General features: G+C 64.7%; 13 protein-coding genes. 7 read left to right on the top strand and 6 right to left on the bottom strand.

Annotated elements, in window-relative coordinates; all coding sequences use genetic code 11:
- Window positions 1-147: 147 nt before the first annotated feature.
- From AB7531_RS40730 to AB7531_RS40710, 5 genes are all read left to right on the top strand, one after another.
- Entirely contained in the window at window positions 148-1,074 is a 927-nt protein-coding gene (locus tag AB7531_RS40730) for a class I SAM-dependent DNA methyltransferase (RefSeq protein ID WP_063979846.1), read from the top strand.
- Window positions 1,075-1,190: 116 nt separating this feature from the next.
- On the top strand, window positions 1,191-2,420 hold the full coding sequence (locus AB7531_RS40725; protein WP_063979845.1) for an ABC transporter substrate-binding protein: 1,230 nt from the start codon (window positions 1,191-1,193) through the stop codon (window positions 2,418-2,420).
- Window positions 2,421-2,650: 230 nt separating this feature from the next.
- Window positions 2,651-5,227 carry a ligase-associated DNA damage response DEXH box helicase gene (locus AB7531_RS40720; protein WP_063979844.1) on the top strand — a complete coding sequence of 859 codons (2,577 nt, stop codon included), beginning with the start codon at window positions 2,651-2,653 and terminating at the stop codon, window positions 5,225-5,227.
- Between the two features lie 116 nt (window positions 5,228-5,343).
- Entirely contained in the window at window positions 5,344-6,042 is a 699-nt protein-coding gene (gene pdeM, locus AB7531_RS40715; RefSeq protein WP_063985921.1) for a ligase-associated DNA damage response endonuclease PdeM, read from the top strand.
- A gap of 319 nt (window positions 6,043-6,361) precedes the next feature.
- Window positions 6,362-6,793 carry a hypothetical protein gene (locus AB7531_RS40710; protein ID WP_014491352.1) on the top strand — a complete coding sequence of 144 codons (432 nt, stop codon included), beginning with the start codon at window positions 6,362-6,364 and terminating at the stop codon, window positions 6,791-6,793.
- A 112-nt stretch (window positions 6,794-6,905) separates the two neighbouring features.
- Here the strand turns inward: AB7531_RS40710 and AB7531_RS40705 are convergent, their stop codons facing one another.
- A complete protein-coding gene (locus AB7531_RS40705; protein WP_038959907.1) occupies window positions 6,906-7,688 on the bottom strand; it encodes a DUF2865 domain-containing protein in 783 nt (260 codons plus the stop codon).
- A 232-nt stretch (window positions 7,689-7,920) separates the two neighbouring features.
- A complete protein-coding gene (gene pyrE / locus AB7531_RS40700; protein WP_014491354.1) occupies window positions 7,921-8,484 on the bottom strand; it encodes an orotate phosphoribosyltransferase in 564 nt (187 codons plus the stop codon).
- Between the two features lie 171 nt (window positions 8,485-8,655).
- On the opposite strand from pyrE, the gene AB7531_RS40695 reads away from it, so the two are divergent.
- Window positions 8,656-9,282, top strand: coding sequence for a glutathione S-transferase family protein (locus tag AB7531_RS40695; RefSeq protein ID WP_038959906.1), 627 nt, complete (start codon window positions 8,656-8,658; stop codon window positions 9,280-9,282).
- A 170-nt stretch (window positions 9,283-9,452) separates the two neighbouring features.
- On the opposite strand, the gene AB7531_RS40690 is transcribed toward AB7531_RS40695, so the two are convergent.
- The 3 genes from AB7531_RS40690 to AB7531_RS40680 form a co-directional block, all read right to left on the bottom strand.
- Entirely contained in the window at window positions 9,453-10,088 is a 636-nt protein-coding gene (locus AB7531_RS40690) for a LysE family translocator (protein ID WP_063979843.1), read from the bottom strand.
- Window positions 10,089-10,345: 257 nt separating this feature from the next.
- Complete coding sequence (gene polA / locus AB7531_RS40685; RefSeq protein ID WP_231143694.1) at window positions 10,346-13,399, bottom strand: DNA polymerase I; 3,054 nt, start codon at window positions 13,397-13,399, stop codon at window positions 10,346-10,348.
- Window positions 13,400-13,501: 102 nt separating this feature from the next.
- A complete protein-coding gene (locus AB7531_RS40680; protein ID WP_063979841.1) occupies window positions 13,502-14,347 on the bottom strand; it encodes a LysR family transcriptional regulator in 846 nt (281 codons plus the stop codon).
- Window positions 14,348-14,444: 97 nt separating this feature from the next.
- Between AB7531_RS40680 and AB7531_RS40675 the strand changes: the two genes are divergently transcribed.
- Window positions 14,445-15,416 (top strand): quinone oxidoreductase family protein, encoded by a 972-nt coding sequence (locus tag AB7531_RS40675; RefSeq protein WP_063979840.1) that lies wholly within the window; start codon window positions 14,445-14,447, stop codon window positions 15,414-15,416.
- Between the two features lie 5 nt (window positions 15,417-15,421).
- On the opposite strand, the gene AB7531_RS40670 is transcribed toward AB7531_RS40675, so the two are convergent.
- Complete coding sequence (locus AB7531_RS40670; RefSeq protein ID WP_063979839.1) at window positions 15,422-16,489, bottom strand: acyltransferase family protein; 1,068 nt, start codon at window positions 16,487-16,489, stop codon at window positions 15,422-15,424.
- Window positions 16,490-16,611: the final 122 nt, after the last annotated feature.

Here is a 16,611-nt window from a genome sequence, read left to right as displayed (position 1 = left end):
CCGTCTCCGCTAGGCTTCGCCGGCCCGGCGGTGTAAAAGCCCGCCGAAGCCAATTGGCGGAGGCGGGACCCGCGCCTCCATCCTTTTAAACAGTTCCCTTTTTGATGGATTGCCGGGTCGAGCCCGGCGATGACGAGCCGAGTTCCTATGCCCCTGCGCCTGTTCCAGTCCTCCGGCGATCTCATGGCCGACCGCCGTTTCGAATTCGCGCGCGACCTCCAGCTCAAGGGCGATCTGCCCGCTGCCGCCGACCTCATCGAGCAGGCGATCGAGCTCGCGCCCAATTTTACGTCCGCGTGGTTCACGCTCGGTGAAATCCGCAGCCAGCTCGGGGAGCGTGACAAGGCCATCGCAGCATTTCGCAAAGCACGCGAGTCCGATCCCGAGGATCAGCACGGCGCCCATTTGCATCTGATACGGCTCGGCGACGAGCAATTGTCCGAGATGCCCAAGGCCTACGTGCAGGCGCTGTTCGACCAGTACGCGCCGCGCTTCGAGCACACGCTGATCAACGATCTCGACTATCGCGCACCGTCGCTGATCTTCAAGGCGGTGGTGGCCGCGCGCGTCGTCGCGAAGAAGCCGGCCTTGTTCAAGCGCACCATCGATCTCGGCTGCGGCACCGGGCTCGCGGCCGCCGCCTTCGCCAAACAGGTCGATCATTTCATCGGCATCGATCTGTCGCCCGGCATGATCAAGGAGGCGCGCGCCACCGAACTCTATGCCGAACTCGAAGTCGCCGACATGATCGAAGGCCTGCGCGGCAAGGCCGATGCGAGCGCGAACCTCGTCGTCGCCGCAGACGCCTTCGTCTATCTCTCCGATCTCGCGCCAGTGCTCATCGAGGCGAAGCGCGTGCTCATATCCGGCGGCGTGCTCGCCTTCACGCTGGAGACGCATGACGGCAGCGGCATCGTGCTCGGCGAAGGCCTGCGCTATGCCCATTCGGCGGAATATGTGCGTGGTGCGATGGCGAAGGCCGGGCTCAAGCTGCTGACATTGGAGCCGGCATCGCCACGCATCGAGAACAACGAGCCGGTGCGCGGCCTCGTCGTCGTCGCCGAGAAAACTTGAGTTTAGGCGCTAAAAGCCCCGCGATTTAAGCGTCATTGCGTCGCTGAGCTGCGACTTCCCACTTGCGACCCGCGCTGCGATGCCAGCACAATGCGGGCGCTAGGGAGAAACAAAAAATGACGAAGAATCCAACGCGGCGCGATTTCAGCGCCGGCGCGCTCGCCACCATCGCCCCATCCACCTTGCCTGCGCCGTATGTCTGGGCCGCGGAGAAGAAATACGATGCGGGCGCCAGCGACACCGAGATCAAGATCGGCCAGACCGTGCCGCATTCCGGGCCCGGCTCGCTGTACGGCGTGCTCGGCCGCATCGGCGAAGCCTATTTCCAGATGCTGAACGAGAAGGGCGGCATCAACGGCCGCAAGGTCAAGTTCCTCACCATGGACGACGCCTACAGCGCGCCGAAATGCGTCGAGGCGACGCGGCGCCTGGTCGAGCAGGAAGAGGTGCTGGCGCTCTATGGCTCGCTCGGCACCGCGCCGCAGACCTCCGTGCACAAATACCTGAATTCGAAAGGCGTGCCGCAACTGCTGCTCAACACCGGCGCGTCCAAGTGGAACAATCCAAAAGAGTTCAAATGGACGATGGCGGGCCTGCCGCTCTATCCGACCGAAGCGCGCATCCTGGCGCGGCACGTCCTCAGCGTGAAGCCGAATGCCAAGGTCGGCATTCTCTACCAGAACGACGATTTCGGCCGTGACTTCCTCGGTCCGTTCAAGAAGGTGCTGGCGGATGCCGGGGGCACCGCGCAGGTGATCATGGAGCAGACCTACGATCTGACCGATCCGACCGTCGATTCCCAGCTCATCAATCTCTCGAAATCGGGCGCCGACGTCTTCTACAACATTTCCACCGGCAAGGCGTCGTCGCAGTCGATCCGCAAAGTGGCCGAGCTCGGCTGGAAGCCGCTGCAATTGTTGTCAGCCGGTTCGACCGGTCGTTCGATCCTCAACGCAGCAGGCCTCGAGAACGCCACCGGCATCGTCGCCATCCGCTACAACAAGGAGGTCGGCCTGCCCAAATGGGAGAAGGACCCCGACGTGATGGCGTTCGAGGAGCTGCGCAAGAAGTACACGCCGGCGATCGATCAAGACAACACCATCGCGTTTGCCGGCTACGGCCAGGCCGTCACCATGGGCGAGATCCTGCGCCGCTGCGGCGACGATCTCACCCGCGCCAACGTGCTGAAGCAGGCGTCCACGCTCGCAGGCTTCCACTCGCCCTATTTCCTCGACGGCGTCACCTACAGCTACACGCCCGAGGACTACACGCCGATGAAGACGCTCTTCATCTCCACCTTCAGCGGCAAGGACTGGGACATCTCCGACAAGCCGATGTCGGAGTAGGCCGCGCTTTCTTCCTTCTCCCCTTGTGGGAGAAGGTGGCGCGAAGCGCCGGATGAGGGGTCTTCTCCACGTACTCGAAGGAGAATGACGCGCGGAGAGATACCCCTCACCCGTCTCGCCGCTGTCGCGGCGAGCCACCCTCTCCCGCAAGGGGAGAGGGAAAAGGGGCGCCCCGCTATTCACATCTCCACCCCTCGACGAACCCACCCCCACGGCTTACCTGTGATGCCGTGCCGCCCCGCATCCTCAAAATTCCGGCCGAGCCGGCCACGCTGCTGCCCGACCGCTTCCAGGCGTGGTTCGCGGCCCGCGGCTGGTCGCCGCGTGAGCATCAGCTCGCGCTGCTGGACAAGGCGCGCGAGGATCGTTCCGCACTGCTGGTCGCGCCCACCGGCGCGGGCAAGACGCTGGCGGGATTTCTGCCGACGCTGGTGGAGCTCTCGACGCAGCCGGTCGAGCGGGACGGAAGGACGAAGCAAAGCCTCGTCTCCACCGGCCGCGATGTTCGCCGCAGCGATGGCCTGCACACGCTCTACATCTCGCCGCTGAAAGCGCTCGCCGTCGATATTGCCCGCAATCTCGAGCGGCCGATTGCGGAGATGGGGCTGCCTGTCAAGGTCGAGACCCGCACCGGCGACACGCCGGTGTCGCGGCGGCAGCGCCAGCGGCGCTATCCGCCCGATATCCTGCTGACGACGCCTGAGCAGGTCGCGCTGTTGCTCTCCTCCGACGACGCGCCGTTCCTGTTCTCCTCCTTGAAGCGCATCGTGCTCGACGAGCTCCACGCGCTGGTGACGTCCAAGCGCGGCGATCTGCTTTCGCTGGGTCTGGCACGGCTCTGGCGGCTGGCGCCGCAGCTGCGCGCGATCGGCCTGTCGGCGACCGTGGCCGAGCCGGACCAGCTTGCGCGCTTCCTGGTGCCGCAGCCCGGCGGGAAGGAGGCGGCCGCCGACATTGTCGTCGCCGGCGGTGCCGCGCCGCCGCTGGTCGAGATGCTGGATACGCGCGAGCGCCTGCCCTGGGCAGGCCACAGCGCGCGCCACGCGCTTCCTGAAATCTACGAGCTGATCAAGGCCAACAAGACCACGCTCGTCTTCGTCAACACCCGCAGCCAGGCCGAGATGCTGTTCCAGAATCTCTGGAGCATGAACGACGACAACCTCGCGATCGCGCTGCATCACGGCTCGCTCGACGTCGCCCAGCGCCGCAAGGTCGAGGACGCGATGTCGGCGGGCAGACTGCGCGGCGTGGTCTGCACCTCCTCGCTCGACCTCGGCGTCGACTGGGGCGATGTCGATCTCGTCGTCAATATCGGCGCGCCAAAAGGCTCTTCGCGTCTGATGCAGCGGATCGGCCGCGCCAATCACCGCCTTGATGAAGCCTCGCGCGCGGTGCTGGTGCCGGCCAACCGGTTCGAGGTGCTGGAGTGCCGCGCCGCGATCGATGCGATCGCCGAGAATGCGCAGGATACGTCACCCTTGCGCACCGGCGCACTCGACGTGCTGGCCCAGCACGTGCTCGGCTGCGCCTGCGGCGAGCCGTTTCTGAGCGATGATCTCTACGGCGAGGTGCTCACGGCCGCGCCTTACTCAGATCTCGCCCGGCAGGATTTCGACGACGTCGTCGATTTCGTCGCCTCCGGCGGCTACGCGCTGAAGACCTATGAGCGCTTCGCCCGCATCAGGCAGGACAAGCAGGGCCGCTGGCGCGTTGCCAATCCAAAGGTGCGGCAGAGCTATCGTCTCAATGTCGGCACCATCGTCGAGGAGCCGATGCTGAAGGTGCGGCTCGTTCGTGGGCGCTCCACCGGCAGCGGCTCGACCGGCGCCATAGCGCGCGGCGGCCGCGTGCTCGGCGAAATCGAGGAATATTTTATCGAGGGCCTGACCGCCGGCGACACGTTTGTGTTCGGCGGCGAAGTCGTGCGCTATGAGGCGTTGGCCGAGGATCAGGTCTATGTCTCCCGCGCCAACGACAAAGACCCGAAAGTGCCGTCCTATATGGGCGGCAAATTTCCGCTCTCGACCTATCTTGCCGAGCGCGTGCGGCGCCTGCTCGATGATCGCCGTGCATGGAATGGTTTGCCTGAACAGGTGCGCGACTGGCTGTCGTTGCAGAAAGACGTCTCACGTGTGCCCGGCGTGCGCGAACTGCTGGTCGAGACCTTTCCACGCGGCAACAAGCATTATCTCATTTGCTATCCCTTCGAGGGCCGGCTCGCGCACCAGACGCTGGGCATGCTGCTGACGCGGCGGCTGGAGCGGATGCGCGCCCGGCCGCTCGGCTTCGTCGCCAATGAATATGCGGTGGCGATCTGGGGGCTTGGCGATGCCTCCTTCATGATCCGCAACGGCCAGCTCGACCTCGACGCGCTGTTCAACCCGGACATGCTCGGGGACGATCTCGAAGCCTGGCTCGCGGAATCCGCGCTGATGAAGCGCACCTTCCGCAATTGCGCGCTGATCTCCGGCCTGATCGAGCGGCGCTTCACCAGCGAGGACAAGAGCCGCCGCCAGGTGCTGTTCTCGACCGATCTCGTCTACGACGTCCTGCGCAAGCACCAGGCCGATCACGTGTTGCTGCGCGCCGCCCGTGCTGATGCCGCTACCGGCCTGCTCGACCTGCGCCGTCTCGGCGCCATGCTTGCCCGCATCCAGGGCCGCATCACGCATCGGGAACTCGATCACGTTTCGCCGCTCGCCGTCCCCGTGATGCTGGAAATCGGCCGCGAGTCAGTCTATGGCGAAGCTGGCGACGAGCTCCTGGCGGAGGCCGCCGACGAGCTGGTCAAAGAGGCGATGTCGTAGAGAATTTTACCAGTGGTGCGCGCAACTCCATCCACATCGTCATGCCCGGGCTTGACCCGGGCATCCACGTCTTTGCTTCCGCGGCAAGAACGTGGATGGCCGGGACGAGCCCGGCCATGACGGAGCAAGTGGCGCTATCGATCTCATCGACACGCACTTTGGATGTGGCTGGCATCGCGCTCCACGCCGATCTCTCCGGCGCGCTGTTCTGGGAAGAGCAGCGCCTGCTCGTCGTCTCCGATCTGCATCTGGAAAAAGGGTCGAGCTTCGCCACGCGCGGTGTGCTGCTGCCGCCTTACGATACGTTGGCAACGCTGAGCCGTCTCGCTGCCGTCATCTCCCGCCATAATCCCCGAACGGTCATCGCGCTCGGCGACAGTTTTCACGACCGAACCGCGCATGAGCGGTTGTCGTCCGACGATCGCGATGCTGTCGCCGCGCTCCAGACCGGCCGCGACTGGATCTGGATCTCGGGCAATCACGATCCCATGCTGCCGCGCGATCTCGGCGGGACCATCGCCGACGAAGTCGCGATCGGCCCGATCACCTTCCGTCATGAGCCAACAGGTGTGCGCGGCGAGATCGCCGGCCATCTGCATCCGAAGGCGCGCGTCTCCGCACGCGGCCGCTCGATGGAACGCCGCTGCTTCGCCAGCGATGGGATGCGCGCCGTGATGCCCGCCTTCGGCGCCTATGCCGGCGGTCTCAGCATCCGCGATGCCGCGTTCGCAAGGATCTTTCCCAGCAATGGCTTTGTCGCCCATCTGCTCGGTGACCGCCGCGTCCACGCCATTGCGGCCTCGCGCTGTTGTTGAGATCCCGGCCTCGTGCCAACCGGATCCATCGGGCCCGGCAACGGAAAATAGGACAGGACTACGTCCAGTACTTATCCGGAATCGCCTAAGTTCATAGGTACCTCTAACTTGCCAATTGCCGGGGCTGGATTTCATCCCGAACACGATTGCAACCGGCAAAGGGGTCGCTGCGAGGCGACCCCTTTCGATTCCGCCGGTCGGACTTTGTCCCCTGTTCCGGAACAAATTAAGAACACTTTGGCAAGTCTTTGATATATCATTGTGATTCGGTGCGTTGCCGACACAATATCTAGCGTCCGTCAGACTTTGCGAGGACTACATGTCCACCATCGCCTTCGATCAATTTGCCCTCACCCGGATCGCCGATTTCGCGCGCTCGCTGTCGCGGCTGCATCAGGCCGCGCGGCGCTACGCGGTCGATGACGACCAGTTCGACCGCGAGTTCAACGCGGTGTGCCAGTCGATCTGGGGCTACACCATCGACGACGTCAGCGACGATCTGTTCTCGACCGAGGATCATCTGTTCCTCGACACGCTGGACGAAGCGCATGCGCGCATCTTCGCAGCCGAGCAGGGTTACGATCTCATCGGCGAGGCGGGCATGCTCACCGACTGGTGGGGCTTCTGCTGGATGATCCTGGCCGAGAAGCGCGGCCTGCTGACTCAGGAAAACCGCGCCGCCGCGCGCGCGGCGATCGAGGAAAAATATCTGGCGGCGCCGAACGTGATCGGGGTGATCATCGGAAGGTGACGCAGCACTCTCCGTCACTGCGAGCGTAGCGAAGCAATCCATAATCTGTTCGCGGTGACAGACTGGATTGCTTCGCTGCGCTCGCAATGACGACTTTTGATTCAGTTCGGGCTTAGTCCAGCCCCGCCCGCTTCGCCGGCTTCTGTGCTGGGGTCTTCGGCACCGTCACGTCAGGCAGCGCCTCGCGCACGATCTCGACTGAGGCCGGCGCATCTGCTGCGACCGTCTCCGCGCGCACCGGTGCCACCTTCATCTCGCCGAGCCGCGCGCGGACCTGCGCGGTGAGGCCGGGGTAGGAGGCAACCGGCGTGAAGTCCGCAGCCTGGTCATTGCCGACGCGGATGCCGGTATAGGCGACGAGGCCGTCGCTGGTCGCGATCACGTCGCCGGCTTTCAGCGAGGAATCCAGCGCGAGATCGACCGGGGCGAGGCCGACCGGCTCACGGCCGTTGCAGGTGCAGTCGGCACGTAGCGCCTTGCGATAGGCGAACGCGTTTTCGCTGTCGGCGTAGCGCTCGCCGGTCTGCGAAGCGGCGCCGTCGATCGAAGAGCCGAAATAGACCTTTGTCGTGGTGGCAGGACAGAACGCCTGACACATCTGAGCGGGCGAGGCGAGGCCGCGCATCAGCGGAAAATATTTGCCGTCGCAGGTGCGCACGCAGAAGGCCGGGCCGGAGCCGCCGGCCGCCGCCGCGCGTGTCGGGGGCACATATTGCGGGTTTGCGGGATTCTGCTGGCTGGCGAAGGGATCGGCAAAGGAGTTCGACTGCTGCGGAACCTCACGCTGCGGCCGGGGCCGCTGCATTCCGCCGAAGAAGAAGTCGAACAGGCCTTCGGCCGAAGCCGGGGCTGGAACCGCAAGCAGCGGGGCCGCCAGGCTGGCGGCCACAAGCATCGCGCGACGCGCATGGGACAAGGCTGTACGCAATGCTCACTCCGACGCTACTGAACCGGCCGGAACCTTCCGAGGTCTCGGCACATGATTCACCATAGTGCTGGATGGTAAATGAGCAGTTGAGCGGAGGCGATTTCAAGTCGAGGCCGTGACCTCTTCAAGGCCGGGCACAGCTTCCGGCGGATGGTTGCTTCCGGGCAACGCCCGGGCATGGACGGACTGTCTCGCGGCCTTAAGCCTTCAGGAACTCCGACGCCTTGTACAGCGAGCGGAACGGCAGGCCGGCCGCACCAAACGTGTCGGTGGCGCCTTCCTCGCGGTCGACCATGGTCAGCACCAGCACCACCTCGGCGCCTGTCTCGCGTACGGATTCCACCGCCTTCATCGCCGAGCCGCCGGTGGTGGTGACGTCCTCGACGATCACGACGCGCTTGCCTTCGAGCGTCTCGCCCTTGGGCAGACCTTCGATCGCGAGCTTCGCACCGTGCTCCTTCGGCTTCTTGCGCACGAAGAACGCCGCGATTGGATGGCCCTTGATCCAGGAGATCTGCGCCAGCGCGCCGGCCAGCGGCACCGCGCCCATCTCAAGCCCGCCGATGAAGTCGAGCTGGTCGTCCTTCAGCGCCTCATAGGTCAGCTCGGCGAGCAGCGTCGCGCCCTCGGGGTCGAGCATGGTCGGCTTGAGGTTGAAGTAGAAATCGCTCTTGCGGCCCGACGCGAGCGTGACGTCACCGCGGCCGAAGGAGCGCCGGCGGATGATTTCGAACAGGCGGGCGCGGGAGGCAGATTTCGACACGGCGGTCCCTCGGGGCTTTTTGGAGGTGGCGGAATTTATCCGCGACGGCCGCGACATTCCAGAGGGGACCGGTCGAGTCAACAGGGATCGGCCATCCCGGTCCGTCAGTTGTGGGGGTGCAACCTTCTGGAGTAGTTGGATGCCAGATATCTCGGGGAAGGAAATGCCTGAATGACCATCGAGCTGCACACCTGGAACACGCCGAACGGCCGCAAGATCTCGGTCGCATTGGAGGAAATGGGGCTGCCTTACAAGGTGGTCCCGGTGAACATCACCAAGGGCGAGCAGATGGCGCCGGGATTCCTGAAGCTCAGCCCCAACAACAAGATCCCCGCGATCGTCGACCCCGAGGGGCCGGACGGCAAGCCCGTCAGCATCTTCGAGTCCGGTGCGATCCTGCTCTATCTCGGCGAAAAGACCGGCAAATTCTTGCCGAAATCGCTCGCCGGGCGCATCCCCGTCTATGAATGGCTGATGTGGCAGATGGGCGGCTTCGGCCCGATGCCCGGCCAGGTGCACCATTTCATCGCGCTCGAGAACGAGCAGGATCGCGCCTATGGCCTGAAGCGCTACATGGCGGAGACGCGCCGGCTCTACGGCGTGCTGGACCGCCGGTTAGAGGCCCACGACTTCGTCGCCGGCGACCTCTCGGTTGCCGATTTTGCCATCCTGGGCTGGGCCTGGCGCCACCCTCGCCACAAGGTTGAGTTGGCCGATTTTCCCAACGTCAAGCGCTGGTATGAGGCGCTGATGGCGCGTCCCGCGGTGAAGCGGGGCATGGACGCGAAGCTGGATTGAGCGGCCTTTTTCCCTCCCCCCTTGTGGGGGAGGGTGGCTCGCCGCGCAGCGGCGAGACGGGTGAGGGGTCTGTCTCCGCGAGTCCAGCTGTCTTCGAATGCGCGGAGAAAGACCCCTCATCCGGCGCTTCGCGCCACCTTCTCCCACAAGGAGAGAAGGAAGAAAAATAATCACACCTTCTTCGCTTCCACTGCCATCCGCACCGCAAGCCCGGCCAGCACCGTGCCCATCAGCCAGCGCTGCACCAGCATCCAGCTCGGCCGGCTCGCCAGGAACAGTGCGATCGACCCTGCGGCAAGCGCGATCATCGCGTTGACGCTGACGCTGATCGCGATCTGGATCGCCCCCAACACCACCGACTGCGTCAGAACGCTGCCGGCGGTGGGATCGATGAACTGCGGCAGCAGTGCCAGATACAGCATCGCGATCTTCGGATTGAGCAGATTGGTGACAAAACCCATCGCGAACAATTTGCGCGGGTTGTCGATCGCAAGCTGCTTCACCTGGAACGGCGAACGTCCGCCCGGCTTCACCGCCTGCCAGGCCAGCCACAGCAGATAGCCCGCGCCGGCGAAGCGCAGCGCGTCATAGGCAAAGGGAATGGCGAGCAAGAGCGCGGTGATGCCGAACGCCGCGCACAGCATGTAGAACACGAAGCCGAGTGCCACCCCGCCGAGCGAGACGATGCCCGCCGCCGGTCCCTGCGTGATCGAGCGCGAGATCAAATAGATCATGTTCGGCCCCGGCGTGAGCACGAGACCAAGGCAGACGAGGGCGAAGCCGAGCAGGGCGGAGGTGTGGGGCATGGGTGAACCGGTGTGGGGACGGCACGATTCTAATATGCGCCGCGCGGCGGAGCCATCGCGCAATTGCACGGAGGACAATTCCACTCGCCGGCGCGATCGGTGCGCTCCCTCGCCCCGTTCTTACGGGGAGAGGGTTGGGGTGAGGGGCTCTCTCCCCACGTGCGATCGTCGAGAGACCTGTACCCCCTCACCCGGAATCCGCGCTTCGCGCGAATTCCGACCTCTCCCCGCAAGCGGGGCGAGGTTAAGAGGTAGCCTCAATGCGCCTCGTCCCAATTCTTCGCCGCGCGCGCATCGACATGCAGCGGCACCGACAGGTTCACGGCCGGGAACGGTGCGTCCTGCATCACGTGCTGCACCACCGGCAGCGTCGCCTCGACTTCCGCGTCGGGCACCTCGAAGATCAGTTCGTCGTGCACCTGGAGCAGCATCTGTGCCGTCAGCTTCTTCTGGACCAGGGCGTCCTCCATCCGCGTCATGGCGCGGCGGATGATGTCAGCGGCGGTGCCCTGGAGCCGCGCGTTGATCGCGGCACGCTCGTTGAACGCGCGCACCGAGGCATTCGAAGCCTTGATGTCGGGATAATACATCTTCCGGCCGAACAGCGTGGTGACATAGCCTTTGCTCCGGCAGAAGTCGCGCGTCTCGTCCATGTAGGCGCGGATGCCGGGGAAGCGCTCGAAATACTTCTTGATGTAGGCGGAGGCTTCCTCGCGCGCGATGCCGAGCTGGTTGGCGAGGCCGAATGCCGAGATGCCGTAAATGATGCCGAAATTGATCGCCTTGGCGCGGCGCCGGATTTCGCTCGGCATGCCCTCGATCGGCACGCCGAACATTTCGGAGGCCGTCATCGCGTGAATGTCGAGCCCGTCCTTGAACGCCTGCTTGAGGACGGGAATGTCGGCGATCTCGGCGAGCAGCCGCAGCTCGATCTGCGAATAGTCGGCGGAGACGAGCTTGTGCCCGGGTGTCGCGATGAAGGCGCGGCGGATCTTTCGGCCGTCCTCGGTGCGCACCGGGATGTTCTGCAGATTCGGCTCGTTCGACGACAGCCGGCCCGTCGTGGTCGCGGCCAGCGCGTAGGTGGTGTGGACGCGATGGGTCTGCGGGTTGACGTAGGTCGGCAGCGCGTCGGTATAGGTCGATTTCAGTTTCGAAACCTGGCGCCACTCCAGGATCTTCTTCGGGAAGTCGTGGCCCTGCTCGGCAAGTTCGTCGAGCACCTGCGCGGTCGTCGACCATGCGCCTGTCTTGGTCTTGGTGCCGCCGGACAATCCCATCTTGCCGAACAGGATGTCGCCGATCTGCTTGGGGCTGCCGACATTGACGGGCTCGCCCGCGATCTCCTGGATCTCGGCTTCGACGCGCGCCGCGGTCTGGGCGAAGTCGCCTGATAGCCGCGACAAGACCTGGCGGTCGATCGAGATGCCGCGCCGCTCCATGCGCGCGAGCACCGACACCAGCGGCCGCTCCAGCGTCTCGTAGACCGCGGTCATGTGCTCGGCGACGAGGCGCGGCTTCAGCACGCGCCACACGCGCAAGGCCATGTCGGCGCCTTCCGCCGACAGCGGCGCGGCCTTGTCGATCGGCACCTGGTCGAAGGTGATCTTGCCCTTGCCGCTGCCGAGCAGCTCGCTCTCCTTCAGCATGGCGTGGCCGAACCAGCGCTCCGCGAGCGCTTCGATCGCGTGCGAGCCGCGGCCGGCATCGAGCACATAGGAGATCAGCTGCGCATCGTCGGCGTTGCGCAGCGTGATGCCGTGCTGCGCTAGCATCACGGCGGTGAACTTGACGTCGAAGCCGATCTTGAGAATGCCCGCCGATTCCAGCACCGGCCGCAGCGCTTCGATCGCGTCCGCATGCTTGACCTGGTCCGGCGCGAGACCCGCGTCGAACAGGCCGGCGCCGCCACCGGACTGCTTGTGCGCGAGCGGCACGTAGCAGGCCTCGTTCGGCGCCAGCGCCAGCGCGATGCCGCACAGATCGGCCTGCATCGGATCGATGGAGTTGGCTCTCGTCTCGATCGCGACATGACCGGCGTCGTGGATGCGCGCGACGAAGGCGTCGAGCTCCTTGAGCGTCTTGATCGCCTGGTATTTGCTGCGGTCGACCGGCAGCTTGCGCAGCGCCTCTTCGCGCGCGGCGGCCAGTGAAATCGGCGCGCCCTTGAGACCGGCCGACTTGTCGCCCTTGTCGCCGCCTGTTGCGGTCGCGGCTGGAGCGGCGAACAGATCGCCGGAGGTCTCTGACGTCTTTGCCTTGGCGGCGTCGCCGCCAGCCCCTGCGCCGCTCCTGTTCGACGCATCGGCATCGACATTGGCGGGATCGATCTGCGAATAGTCGGCGACGCGACGCGTCAGCGTGGTGAATTCCATCGCCTTCAGGAAGGCGATCAGCTTGCGCGCGTCGGGCTCGTGCACCGCGAGGTCGTCCAGCGGCACCTCGAGTTCGACCTTGTCGTCGAGCAGCACCAGCTTGCGCGAAATCCGCGCCTTCTCGGCATTCTCGATCAGCGCCTCGCGCCGCTTCGGCTGTTTGATCTCGGTGGCGCGGAACAGAAGCTGTTCGAGGTCGCCATATTCGACGATCAGCTGCGCGGCGGTCTTGATGCCGATGCCGGGTACACCGGGCACGTTGTCGGTGGAATCGCCGGCCAGCGCCTGCACTTCGACCACTTTCTCGGGCGGCACGCCGAATTTCTCGATCACCTCGGGAATGCCGATACGGCGATCCTTCATGGTGTCGTACATCATGATCTTGTCGTTCACGAGCTGCATCAGATCCTTGTCGGAGGACACGATGGTCGTGTGGGCGCCGCGGTCGCTGGCCTGTCGCGCATAGGTCGCAATGAGATCGTCGGCCTCGAAGCCGCCCTGTTCCAGGCAAGGCAAATCGAAGGCGCGCACGGCTTCGCGGATCAGCGCGAATTGCGGGATCAGATCATCGGGCGCGGGCGGCCGGTGCGCCTTGTACTCGGGATAGATCTTGTTGCGGAAGGTGACTTCCGACTTGTCGAACACGATCGCCAGATGCGTCGGGCGGTTGTCCGCGGGCATGTCGCGCAACAGCTTCCACAGCATGTTGCAGAAGCCGAGCACGGCGTTGACCTGCAAGCCGTCGGACTTGCGGTTCAGTGGCGGCAGCGCGTGATAGGCGCGGAAGATGTAGCCGGAACCGTCGACCAGGAAGATGTGGTCGCCCTTGCCGGCCACCTTCGCCGCGACCGGTTTGGCAGCAGGCTTGTCAGCAGCGGGCTTGGTGTCGGCTTTGGCGGCGGTCTTCGGGGATGTCGTTGGGGAGCTTTTGGGCATGGCCGCAATGTATGAATTTTTGCGGCAAAAGACAGCCTCCACCGGCCTGATTTTGCAGGCGCGCACAGGCAAATCCTGGCAGCGCCGCGCTTTGCGGTGCAGTTATCGCAGGCAGCCTTCGAGGAAGCCTGCGACAGCGCGCACCGCCGGCGCGCGGCGCAAGTCGTTATGGACGATGAGCCAGACCTCGCGACTGACAGGCTTGCGGTCGGTGTTGCAACGTTCGAGCTGTCGATCGCGGTCGCCTAGAAACCGCGGCAACGCCGCAAGCCCAACGCCGGCCCGGGCCGCAGCGGCCTGATTTTCGAGGTCATTGGTCCGCAGCACGATCTGGCGGGTGCCCGCGATATCCGTCAGCCATTGCTGCTGCGGAGTGTCATCCATGCTGGCATCATAAGCGATAAAGGCGAACGCATAAGGTGGCGTCTCCTTCAGATAGGACGGCGCGCCGTAAAGGCCAAACTCGAAATGGCCGATCTTGCGGGCTATCAGCCCGGCCTGTGTCGGACGAGAGAGGCGAAGCGCCAGATCGGCCTCGCGGCGGCTGAGCGAAGCCGTTCGCTTCTCACCGATCAGCTTGATGAGGATGCCTGGATACTGCTCGCGCAACTGCATCAGCTTTGGAGCAATCAGGATATTGGCGAGCGAGGGCGGCGCGCTGATCGAGATCTCCCCGTCGAGTTCCGGCTTCGCTGCCCGTGCCGCGCGCTCCACCGCGAAGGCGATCTCCTCCATCTGCGCGCCAATCGCCGCAATCCGCTTGCCGTCCTCGGTGAGAACGTAACTGCGTGGTCGGCGATCGACGAGCTTGAGCGAAATGGATGCTTCCAGCGCGGCGACGCGGCGGGCTACCGTCACATGGTCGACGCCGAGACCCCTTGCCGCCGCCGACAGGCTTCCCTCGCGCGCCAGAGCCAGGAAATGATGCAGGTCGGACCAATCGAGCATTGTGCAAAATATCACAAGACAACTTCAACTTTGAGCAGTTTCGCAGAATTTGGATTGATCCCATAGTCTCTTTTATTGGCAACGAAAGGGACGAGTCATGGCCGAGATCATCAGGTTGAAGGCACCAGGAAGCGTGGAGCAGCTCGAACTGGCAACGGTCGCTCTGGGACCGCCGGCGCGGGGCGAGGTCCGGCTCCGGCAGACCGCAATCGGCGTCAACTTCATCGACATCTATCAGCGTATGGGCCTCTACGCGCTTCCAGCCGAAGCCGTTCCCGGCGTCGAGGCGATCGGAGTTGTTGCGGCGCTCGGCGAGGATGTAACGGGTCTCAAGGTCGGCGACCGCGTCGCCTACGCGGGAGCGCCGGTCGGCGCCTATGCATCCGAACGAAACCTGCCGGCCTGCCGTTGCGTGAAGCTGCCTGAGACGGTAGCCGACGAAGCGGTGGCTGCAGCGTTCCTCAAGGGGATCACGGCGCACATGCTGCTCGATCGTGTCTTTCCTGTCGGTCGTGGCACAACGATTCTCGTCCACAGCGCCGCCGGCGGGCTCGGTCAGTTGCTGACCCGCTGGGCCAGTGCACTAGGTGCCGTGGTGATCGGGACGGTGGGATCGCAGACCAAAGCCGAAATCGCCCGAGGCGCTGGTGCGCATCACACCATCGTTGGGCGGGATGCCGATTTCGCTGCCGCAGTCGCGGATATCACCGGTGGGCGTGGGGTCGACGTCGCCTATGACGGCATCGGCGGAACGACCTTGCAAAGGACGCTTGGCTGCGTGAGGCCATTCGGTGTGGTGGCGAGCATCGGTCAGTCCGGCGGTCCGATTGCGCCGATCGATGTCAACGACCTCGGGCCACGTCGCAGCCTGATGTTGGCGCGTCCAAGCGTCATGGCCTATGTCAACGATGCCGCGGAATACCGGCGTGCGGCCGAGCGCGTGCTCGCTGCGCTGGCGGATGGCGTCCTGCGGTCGACCGGCATTGCCTACGGCCTCCGTGATGCTGCGCGGGCGCAGGCCGACCTCGAGGCCGGGCGCACCGCCGGGGCTCTCTATTTGGTGCCCTGATCGACCTATTCCGCGGCCTGCAACCGCACGCCCGACTTCTTCGGCGCGATCCAGAATGTCTCTGGCCGTTCGAACAGGAAGTCGGCGTGCAGCCGCAGGGCGGTCTGCCAGATCGCGAGCGACCCGAGCACGCCAACGATGGTGACGATCAGCGATACCGTGCCGATGTCGGGAATGACGCCGGTGCGCAGCAGTAGCGTTCGTGTCGCCGCCATCGGCAGGAAGAAGGCGAGGTAGATCACGATGGAATGCTCGCCGCAGGAGCGGAAGAAGTTCAGCCATTGTGCGCGGGCGAGCAGCGTGCCCATCGTGATGATAGCGCAGGCGCCGGCGAAGCCGAGCACGAGCGAGACGATCTTCCATTCGCTGGCGCCAAGCGCGACGAGGCCCGCATTGATCAGCGCCCAGGTCGCAAGCGCCGCCAGCGCAAGTGCGGGATGCTTGCGCGCGCGATCGGACAGCGCGAACACGTAAGGCGCGAACAGATATCCCGAATAGAAATAGACGAAGCGCGCGCAGAATTCGTCGATCGCGGTCCAGCCGGTCGAGATGCGCGCCGTCTCCAGCGCGGCAGCGATGAGCCAGATCGCCAGCGGCGGGACTCGCCGTGTCAGTTTTGTGACGACGAAGAAGATCGGCAGCAGGTAGATGAACCAGAGCGTGCCGAACGGTTCGACGAAGGATTCCAGATACAGCAGGCCGGCCTCGCGCCAGCTCGTCTCCGCCGCGAATGCCGGTGCCTTGAAGCCGAACTGGATTGTCACCCAGACGACATAGAAATAGGCGAAATGCACCACCTTGCGGTCGAGATAGGTTCGCCAGTCCCGATCGATCACCAATGGCAGGAACAGGCCCGAAATCAGGAAGAAGTCCGGCATCCGGAACGGCTTTGCGAAGGCCACGGCGACATGCATGAAACCGGTCTGGCCGGCCGCGATCTCCACCCCCAGCACCGAGTGCATCATCACGACCATGACGATGCAGACGCCCTTGGCATAGTCGATCCAGTCGACACGCGCGGCCGGGGGGGCTTTGGAAAGCCCGCTCGCGGCGATTGTGCCTGATAGTGCCATGGTGTCCCGTTTCGAGGCGCGGTCCGCCCGGCTCTGTGCGGACGTGGCGCAGTGTGAAGCCTTGCGGTTTAAGGTTTCTTTACCGGTACAATTCGCGTGCCGGTTTTTGCATCCGGGCTGTT

The sequence above is a fragment of the Bradyrhizobium sp. 63_E2_N1_3 genome, from assembly GCF_052076005.1.
Taxonomy (GTDB): Bacteria; Pseudomonadota; Alphaproteobacteria; order Rhizobiales; family Xanthobacteraceae; genus Bradyrhizobium; species Bradyrhizobium barranii.
Note: the sequence above shows the minus strand (reverse complement) of the source record. Positions and strands in the feature narration are given on the sequence as shown.

What these genes read in the sequence shown, in the direction of transcription:
- AB7531_RS40730 (WP_063979846.1), top strand. Translation starts at nt 148, where the DNA reads ATGCCCCTGCGCCTGTTCCAGTCCTCCGGCGATCTCATGGCCGACCGC.
- AB7531_RS40725 (WP_063979845.1), top strand. Translation starts at nt 1,191, where the DNA reads ATGACGAAGAATCCAACGCGGCGCGATTTCAGCGCCGGCGCGCTCGCC.
- pdeM (WP_063985921.1), top strand. Translation starts at nt 5,344, where the DNA reads ATGACGGAGCAAGTGGCGCTATCGATCTCATCGACACGCACTTTGGAT.
- AB7531_RS40710 (WP_014491352.1), top strand. Translation starts at nt 6,362, where the DNA reads ATGTCCACCATCGCCTTCGATCAATTTGCCCTCACCCGGATCGCCGAT.
- AB7531_RS40705 (WP_038959907.1), bottom strand. Translation starts at nt 7,688, where the DNA reads ATGCTTGTGGCCGCCAGCCTGGCGGCCCCGCTGCTTGCGGTTCCAGCC.
- AB7531_RS40695 (WP_038959906.1), top strand. Translation starts at nt 8,656, where the DNA reads ATGACCATCGAGCTGCACACCTGGAACACGCCGAACGGCCGCAAGATC.
- AB7531_RS40690 (WP_063979843.1), bottom strand. Translation starts at nt 10,088, where the DNA reads ATGCCCCACACCTCCGCCCTGCTCGGCTTCGCCCTCGTCTGCCTTGGT.
- polA (WP_231143694.1), bottom strand. Translation starts at nt 13,399, where the DNA reads ATGCCCAAAAGCTCCCCAACGACATCCCCGAAGACCGCCGCCAAAGCC.
- AB7531_RS40680 (WP_063979841.1), bottom strand. Translation starts at nt 14,347, where the DNA reads ATGCTCGATTGGTCCGACCTGCATCATTTCCTGGCTCTGGCGCGCGAG.
- AB7531_RS40675 (WP_063979840.1), top strand. Translation starts at nt 14,445, where the DNA reads ATGGCCGAGATCATCAGGTTGAAGGCACCAGGAAGCGTGGAGCAGCTC.
- AB7531_RS40670 (WP_063979839.1), bottom strand. Translation starts at nt 16,489, where the DNA reads ATGGCACTATCAGGCACAATCGCCGCGAGCGGGCTTTCCAAAGCCCCC.